This window comes from Rhizobium sp. CF122 (genome assembly GCF_000282035.1).
In the GTDB taxonomy this organism is placed as follows: Bacteria; Pseudomonadota; Alphaproteobacteria; order Rhizobiales; family Rhizobiaceae; genus Rhizobium.
In genome coordinates this window covers 228764-236493 of record NZ_AKKA01000023.1, presented here as the reverse complement: position 1 = coordinate 236493, position 7730 = coordinate 228764, and the positions used below count along the sequence as shown (strand labels likewise).

8 protein-coding genes are annotated in these 7730 nt (G+C 60.4%); 6 read left to right on the top strand and 2 right to left on the bottom strand.

All coding sequences use genetic code 11. The features are described from left to right. The first annotated feature begins 67 nt into the window (after positions 1-67). The 5 genes from PMI09_RS06690 to PMI09_RS06670 all read left to right on the top strand — a co-directional run bounded on the left by PMI09_RS06690 (position 68) and on the right by PMI09_RS06670 (position 4901). A complete protein-coding gene (locus PMI09_RS06690; RefSeq protein WP_007790167.1) occupies positions 68-1054 on the top strand; it encodes a carbohydrate ABC transporter permease in 987 nt (328 codons plus the stop codon). Further along, complete coding sequence (locus PMI09_RS06685) at positions 1054-1884, top strand: carbohydrate ABC transporter permease (RefSeq protein WP_037082101.1); 831 nt, start codon at positions 1054-1056, stop codon at positions 1882-1884. Before PMI09_RS06690 ends, PMI09_RS06685 begins: the two co-directional genes overlap by 1 nt. 12 nt (positions 1885-1896) lie before the next feature. Beyond that, positions 1897-2925 (top strand): ABC transporter ATP-binding protein, encoded by a 1029-nt coding sequence (locus PMI09_RS06680; RefSeq protein ID WP_007790163.1) that lies wholly within the window; start codon positions 1897-1899, stop codon positions 2923-2925. 72 nt (positions 2926-2997) lie between these two features. Continuing rightward, positions 2998-3783: a ThuA domain-containing protein gene (locus PMI09_RS06675; RefSeq protein ID WP_007790162.1), complete on the top strand. Its 786-nt coding sequence runs from the start codon at positions 2998-3000 to the stop codon at positions 3781-3783. An 11-nt stretch (positions 3784-3794) separates the two neighbouring features. Beyond that, a complete protein-coding gene (locus PMI09_RS06670; RefSeq protein WP_007790161.1) occupies positions 3795-4901 on the top strand; it encodes a Gfo/Idh/MocA family protein in 1107 nt (368 codons plus the stop codon). Positions 4902-4961: 60 nt separating this feature from the next. Here PMI09_RS06670 and PMI09_RS06665 read toward each other — a convergent pair whose 3' ends face one another. Together PMI09_RS06665 and PMI09_RS06660 are read right to left on the bottom strand one after the other, a co-directional pair. Then, positions 4962-6122 carry an aminotransferase gene (locus tag PMI09_RS06665; RefSeq protein WP_007790160.1) on the bottom strand — a complete coding sequence of 387 codons (1161 nt, stop codon included), beginning with the start codon at positions 6120-6122 and terminating at the stop codon, positions 4962-4964. A 91-nt stretch (positions 6123-6213) separates the two neighbouring features. Beyond that, positions 6214-6888: a Crp/Fnr family transcriptional regulator gene (locus PMI09_RS06660; RefSeq protein ID WP_244423728.1), complete on the bottom strand. Its 675-nt coding sequence runs from the start codon at positions 6886-6888 to the stop codon at positions 6214-6216. 261 nt (positions 6889-7149) lie between these two features. Between PMI09_RS06660 and PMI09_RS06655 the strand changes: the two genes are divergently transcribed. Next, a complete protein-coding gene (locus tag PMI09_RS06655; RefSeq protein ID WP_007790158.1) occupies positions 7150-7728 on the top strand; it encodes a GbsR/MarR family transcriptional regulator in 579 nt (192 codons plus the stop codon). Positions 7729-7730 lie beyond the last annotated feature (2 nt).

The window sequence follows — 7730 nt, the reverse complement described above, 5'->3', positions numbered from 1 at the left end:
GGCGGACGTCCGCCGCTGCCTTCCCTGAAGACGCCATCGTCAAATCGCCTCAAGAAGCGGGTACCTCATGACAGAAGTCGCAGTTTCCCAAAGCGTCGGATCGCGAGCGCGCGCCGTCAATACCTCGTCGGACTTGCGCGCCGAGCGCGTCCGTTCCGCCTGGATGTTTCTGGCCCCCACCCTGTTCATTCTGGCCGTCGTTGCCGGATGGCCTCTCTTCAGAACGATCTATTTCAGCTTCACGAACGCATCGCTCACGAGCCTCGGCGACGCGCAGTTTGTCGGCTTCAAGAATTATCTCTCCTGGATCACGTTGAAGAGCGGGCGAACTGTCTATAGTGGCCTGCTTGCCGACCCGAACTGGTGGAAAGCTGTCTGGAACACGATGAAGTTCGCGTTCCTGTCGGTGACCATCGAAACGATCCTCGGCCTTGTTGTCGCCCTGGTGCTGAACGCGAATTTCCCCGGTCGTGGCATCGTACGCGCCGCCATTCTCATTCCCTGGGCGATCCCGACGATCGTTTCCGCCAAGATGTGGGCGTGGATGCTCAACGACCAGTTCGGCATCCTGAACGATATCCTGCTCGGCCTCGGGCTGATCAGTCAGAAGATCGCCTGGACGGCCAATCCCGACACCGCGATGGTCGCGGTCCTCATCGTCGACATCTGGAAGACAACGCCCTTCATGGCACTGCTTATTCTCGCCGGGCTGCAGATGGTCCCCGCCGATATCTACGAGGCGGCCAAGATCGACGGCATCAACCCGATCCGCGTCTTCTGGCGGCTGACGCTGCCGCTGGTTCGCCCGGCCATCATGGTCGCCGTGATCTTCCGTATGCTGGACGCGATGCGCATCTTCGACCTCATCTACGTGCTGACGCCGAACAATGCGCAGACCAAGACCATGTCCGTCATGGCGCGCGAAAATCTCTTCGACTTCGACAAGTTCGCCTATGGGGCGACAGCCTCGACGGTGCTCTTCCTGATCATCGCGACGATCACCGTGCTCTACATGTGGCTTGGTCGCGTCAAACTCGGTGGGAGCGATCGATGATGCTGCTGACCCTGACCAAGAACACACTCTTCTACCTGCTCGTCGCCGTTATCGTCATCGTCGCGGTCTTTCCGTTCTACTATGCGATCCTGACGAGCTTCAAAGCCGGCACCGCCCTCTTCGAGGTCAACTACTGGCCGACCTCGATCTCGCTCACCAACTACACGACGGTCCTCACCACAGGCAGCTTCATCCGCAGCCTCGGCAACTCCCTACTGGTTGCCATCCTCGTCGTCGCAGCCTCGCTGCTGCTCGCCGTCACCGCATCCTATGCGCTTGCCCGCGTCAATTTCCGCGGCCGCGCGCTCCTGATGCTGACGATCCTGTCGGTCTCGATGTTCCCACAGATCGCGGTGCTTGCCGGCCTTTTCGAGCTGATCCGCTGGATCGGCATCTTCAACACGCCTTTCGCGCTGATCTTCTCCTACATGATCTTTACCCTGCCCTTCACGGTCTGGGTGCTGACCACCTTCATGCGCGATCTGCCGATCGAAATCGAGGAAGCGGCAATCGTTGACGGCGCCTCGCCCTGGGTCATCATCACCCAGGTTTTCATGCCGCTGATGTGGCCGGCTCTGGTGACGACGGGGCTGCTCGCCTTCATTACGGCCTGGAATGAATTCCTCTTCGCCCTAACCTTCACCTCATCGGACGCTCAGCGAACAGTGCCGGTTGCCATCGCCCTGCTTTCGGGCGGCAGCCAGTTTGAAATCCCATGGGGCAACATCATGGCAGCCTCCGTCATCGTCACGGTACCTGTCGTTGTCCTGGTCCTGATATTCCAGCGGCGCATCATCTCCGGCCTGACAGCCGGCGGCGTCAAAGGTTGAAGAAAGCACGATATGGCACAGATTCGACTCGATAATATCCGCAAGAGCTTCGGTGCGCTTGACGTCATCAAGGGCGTCTCGCTTGATATCCGCAAGGGCGAATTCATGGTTTTCGTCGGCCCGTCCGGCTGCGGCAAGTCCACGCTGCTGCGGTTGATCTCCGGATTAGAGGACATCACCTCGGGCACGCTTTCCTTCGATGGCGAGGCGGTCAACCGCTACGCTCCTTCGAAGCGCGGCATTGCCATGGTCTTCCAATCCTATGCGCTCTATCCGCATATGACCGTGTTCGAGAACATGGCCTTCGGCATGAAGCTGTCGGGACGCACCAAGGACGAGTGCAAGGCCCGCGTCGAGCAGGCAGCCGGCATGCTGCAGCTGTCGCCTTATCTGGAGCGTCTGCCACGTCAACTGTCGGGTGGTCAGCGTCAGCGTGTCGCGATCGGTCGCGCCATCGTCCGCGACCCCAAGGTGTTCCTGTTCGACGAGCCCCTATCGAATCTAGATGCCGCTCTGCGCGTCGCAACGCGGCTGGAGATTGCAAAGCTTCACCGCAGCATGCACGGCACGACGATGATCTACGTCACCCACGACCAAGTCGAGGCAATGACGCTTGCCGACCGCATCTGCGTGCTCCGCGACGGCGTTGTCGAACAGGTCGGCACCCCGCTTGAACTCTACGAGACGCCGAATTCCGTTTTCGTCGCCGGCTTCATCGGTTCGCCGAAGATGAATTTTCTGACGGGCGAATTTTCGGCACCTTACAACGCCCACACCATCGGCGTGCGGGCCGAACACATCGAGATCGTCCAGCAGGCGCCCGCCTGGACGGGAACCGTCATCCATTCCGAAATCCTCGGCTCGGATAGTTTCGTCTATCTAGACATCGGCATACCGGAACCGCTCGTCGTTCGCGAAACGGGCGTATCGAGCCATCAACCCGGCCAGAAACTCGGCGTCGCACCGGTTCAGGGCTACGTTCACCGCTTCGACCAATCCGGACGCGCGCTCGAGAGGATGTCCCTCAAAGGCGCGGCCTGACACCAATCAAACCGCAGGATCCGACCGCTTTCCCATCGGTTTCGGTCCACTATCGCATGAAGGAGCAGCAACTTGGCTATTCGCACCATTGTCTGGGGTGAAAACATCCACGAAACAACCAATGCCATCGTTCGGGGCATCTATCCCGAAGGCATGCACACCACCATCGCCAATGCGCTGAACACCGATCCTGGTATCAGTGCGACGACGGCGACGCTCCAGGAGCCGGAACACGGTCTGACCGAGGCGCGCCTCGCCGAAACCGACGTGCTCACCTGGTGGGGCCACAAGGACCACGGCGCCGTTTCCGACGTCGTCGTCGAACGCGTCGCCAAGCGCGTCTGGGAAGGCATGGGCCTCCTCGTGCTGCATTCCGGCCACTTCTCGAAGATCTTCAAGCGCCTGATGGGCACGCCCTGCGCGCTGAAGTGGCGCGAGGCCGGCGAGCGCGAGCGTCTTTGGACGATCAACCCGCGCCACCCGATCGCAGCCGGCCTCGACGAAAACTTCGTGCTGGAGAACGAGGAAATGTACGGCGAGCAGTTCTCGGTGCCGGAGCCGCTCGAAACGGTCTTCATCTCCTGGTTCCAGGGCGGCGAAGTCTTCCGCTCGGGCCTGACCTGGCGCCGCGGAGCCGGTAACATTTTCTACTTCCGCCCTGGCCATGAAACCTATCCGACCTATCATGATGCCAACGTGCAGAAGGTACTCATCAACGGCGTGAAATGGGCCTATAACCCGCAGGGCGATCTGAAGAGCATCACCGATGCCCCGAATGTTCCGGTCGAAAAGGCCCTCGAGCCCATCGTCGAACGCGGCGCGCGACTGCATCAGGCCGGCGAAGCCGGTTACCGCTGAGGAGCACACATATGCGACTACTCGTTCTTGGCACAGGCACGATGGCCAAAAACCAGGTTACCAACTTCCTCGCCATCGATGGCGTGGAAGTGGTCGGCGCCGTCGATACTGACCCGGCGCGCCTTGCCGAATTTGCCGATCACTTCCACATCGAGAAGCGTTTCCAGACGCTCGAGGAAGCGATCGCCTGGGGTGAATTCGACGCGGCCACCAACGTAACGCCGGATCGTATCCACCACCCGACCAGTCTGGCGCTGATCGCCGCCGGCAAGCATGTGTTCTGCGAAAAGCCGCTGGCGGAGCACTACGCCGATGCGCTGGAGATGACGGAGGCCGCGGAAGCTGCCGGCGTCATCAACATGGTCAACCTCACCTATCGCAACGTGGCTCCGCTGCAGCGCGCCCGCGAAATGGTGCTGGCCGGTGAACTCGGCACCATCCGTCACGTCGAGGCCTCCTACCTGCAAAGCTGGCTGGTCTCGCGCGCCTGGGGCGACTGGCGCACGGAATCGCGTTGGCTGTGGCGTCTGTCGACCGGCCACGGCTCGAACGGCGTGCTCGGCGATGTCGGCATCCACATCCTCGACTTCGCGGCCTATGGAGCAGCGACCGATATCGACCACGTCTTTGCCCGCCTGAAGACCTTCAACAAGGCACCGGGCGGCCAGATTGGCGAGTATCTGCTGGATGCCAACGACAGCTTCACGATGTCGGTCGATTTCACCAACGGTGCTCTCGGCGTCATCCACGCCACCCGTTGGGCGACCGGCCATCTCAACGAGCTGAAGCTTCGTATCTACGGCGAAAGGGGCAGCCTGGAAGTGATCCATCGTCCGGACGGTTCCGAACTGCGCGGCTGCTTCGGCGAGGACATCGAGAATGCTATTTGGCGCGATATCGAGGTCCCTGCAGTGCTGACAAATTACCAGCGCTTTGCCGAAGCGGTCAGAACCGGAAAGCAGGACGACCCGACCTTCCGCCACGCCGCAAACCTGCAGAAGGTCATCGACCTTGCGATCGTGTCGGAGAAGGAGCGGCGGGAGCTCAATCTGCTGGAGGCCTCTGAACAGGATAACCCAGCAGACAAGCGGATACCACCGCTGACGGTCGTCGTTTGACACAAGGCAACCAGCCGGAAGCAATGAAGGCCCGCTCATGCGGGCCTTCATCATTCGAAGTTACCGTAGGCGATCTGCGAGCAGACCGATCGAAGTTGCATCGGCATTGGCGAAAGCGAGCCGGAGATAGTGCTCCTGCCCTTCCCCGAAATAGCTTCCCGGCAGGCAAACGACGCCCGCTTCCTTCGCCAGACGCTCTGCGACAGCGGCTGAGCTGAGATCCTCGAAGGGATGGCGGATAAACGCGAAATAGGCGCCGACCGCGCCGATCTCCCAGCCTGGCAGTCCCGACATCACGGCCCGCAAGGCATCGGCACGGCGCGCGATCTCCAGGCGGTTTTCCGCCCGCCAATCCGCAAGGATCGGCATCGCCGCGGCAACGGCAACCTGCGCGGCGCGCGGCGCGCAGATCTGCATGTTGTCCATCACCTTGGTGATCTCGGCGATGACGTTGACGCCAGCCGTAATCGCTCCAAGACGATGGCCGGGAATGCAGAAGGACTTCGAGAAGCTATAGAGCAGGATCAGCGTGTCTTCCCAGCCCGGGATCGTCAGCAGCGGATGCGGAGCGCCGTAGCCCTTAGGAAGGAAGTCGCGGTAGGTCTCGTCGACGATCAGCCATGCCCCATGCTTGCGGCAGAGCGTGAACAGCTCAAGCAGCAATTCAGGCGGATAGATCGCCCCCGTCGGATTGTTCGGCGTCACGACCGCCAGCACCTTGGCGCCGCCGACCAGGGCCCTTTTTGCCGACTGAACCTCGGGCAGGAAGCCATTTTGCGCGTCGCAGTCGACCAATACACGCTTGATGCCGAGCATCGACAGCGTCGTCTCTTGATTGAAATAGAACGGATTGGTCAGCGCCACCGTATCGCCCGCGCCGGCAAGCGCGATTGCCGCTGACATGAAGGCTTGGTTGCAGCCCGCGGTGATATGAATGTTGGCGGCGGAAACCGACGCCCCATAGACATCAGACATATGCTGGGCATAGACGTCTCTCAGCACGCCCTCACCTTCGATCGGACCATAGCCCGTCGTCTTTGGCGAAGATGCCGCTTCGCCAAGCAACCGCAGCATTTCGGGATGGGCTGGATAGCCGGGCACCGCCTGCGAAAGATCGACCGGGGACCCCTTGGCGCCCTTGTACTCGCGAGCCCAGGCAAGAACCGAGGGAATGGGTGGCGGAGACAGGCGGGAAACAAGCGGATTGGCAAAGGCAGACATGCAGATCTCTTATCGAACGAGGAGAACCGTCACTCCTGCACGGAATGGGCCTGCTCGGCAACATGCATTCAAGAATGTCGCACAGGGATCTTCAGGAACCGCAGCAGGCCTTGAGTTTCGATAACTTCGGCACCTTGATATGTCTGTTGGCGATGATCGAGATCACGCCATCAGCTTTCAGTTTCGACATCTGGCGGGAGACCGTCTCGATCGTCAGCCCCAGGAAATCGGCAATATCGGCTCGCGACAGCGGCAGGTCGAATTGGCGCTTTTCCCCCACAGCCTCGGGATCGAGATGGGTCGCGATCAGCAACAGAAAACTCGCGACCTTCTCCGCCGCCGTTTTGCGTCCGAGCGTCACCATCCAGTCCCGCGCTTCGTCCAGCTCGCGCAGCGTCTGTGCCATGAGGTGTCCGGCAAGCGCCGGGTTATTTTTGACCATGCGCTCCAGCGCAGCCTTCGGAATGCGACAGAGATTGACGTCAGAAGCCGCCTCCGCCGACACGGCATTCTCATCCGCATTCAGCCTGCCGAGAAGATCAGGCGCGAACTGCAAGCCGACGATTTGCTGGCGCCCGTCCTCCAGCGTCTTCGTAAGCTTCACGACCCCGCGGATCACGGTGGCGTAGGATTCGGCCGGCATCTTCTCGCCGGCCAACTCATCGCCAGCTTCATGATTGACCAGGCGGGTATGCGCGGAAAGCGCTAGCAACTCGTCGGCGCTGAGTGCGCCGCACATGCCCTTGTGGCGAACCTCACAGCTCATGCAACGTACTGGTATGTTTGAATTATGTATGTCTTTGCGCATCAAATCAGCTCCGCGCAAAAACATAGACTACGGCCACCGCTGGAGAAACAGCGTTTTCTTGATTGAAATCAAAGTGTCGTCATCCGGGGCGAGCTGCGGCGGCTTTCTGTGGCCGCGACACCAAATTGCCGCAGCCCTCATTTGCCAATTGCCCGTGGAGCCGACCCAGTTATAGTAGTTTCAGAAATTTCTGAAATTACAGATATAACGGAAACCGAGATGAACCTTCCGCCGCTTGTTCAATCCTTCGTCCTGCACTTCGGTGAAATGGGCTCGCGCTGGGGCATCAACCGCACGGTCGGGCAGATCTACGCCCTGCTCTACGTATCGCCATCGCCGCTCTGCGCCGAGGAGATCACCGACGCTCTTGGCATTTCCCGCTCGAACGTCTCGATGAGCCTACGCGAACTGCAGACCTGGAACCTCGTTCTGCTGAAACACAAGCCGGATGACCGGCGCGACTTCTTCACCACACCCGATGACGTCTGGCAGATCCTGCGGACACTGGCGGAAGAGCGCAAGAAGCGCGAGGTCGATCCGACGCTCTCGGTGCTGCGGGAAATCCTGATGCAGCGGCCGGCAAGCGAAGCAGAACGCCACGCGCAAGAACGTATGAGCAAGATGCACGCGCTGATCGAACAGCTAACGCATTGGTATGAGGACGTAAAACAACTTGAAACCGAACGGCTTGCGACGTTACTCTCCTTAGGTGCGAAAGTGACGAAGCTGTTGGAGGCCAAGGACCGAGTCGTTTCGCTCGGCCGCAGCCGCCGGCCCAATCCTGCGAACAAGAGTTAGCG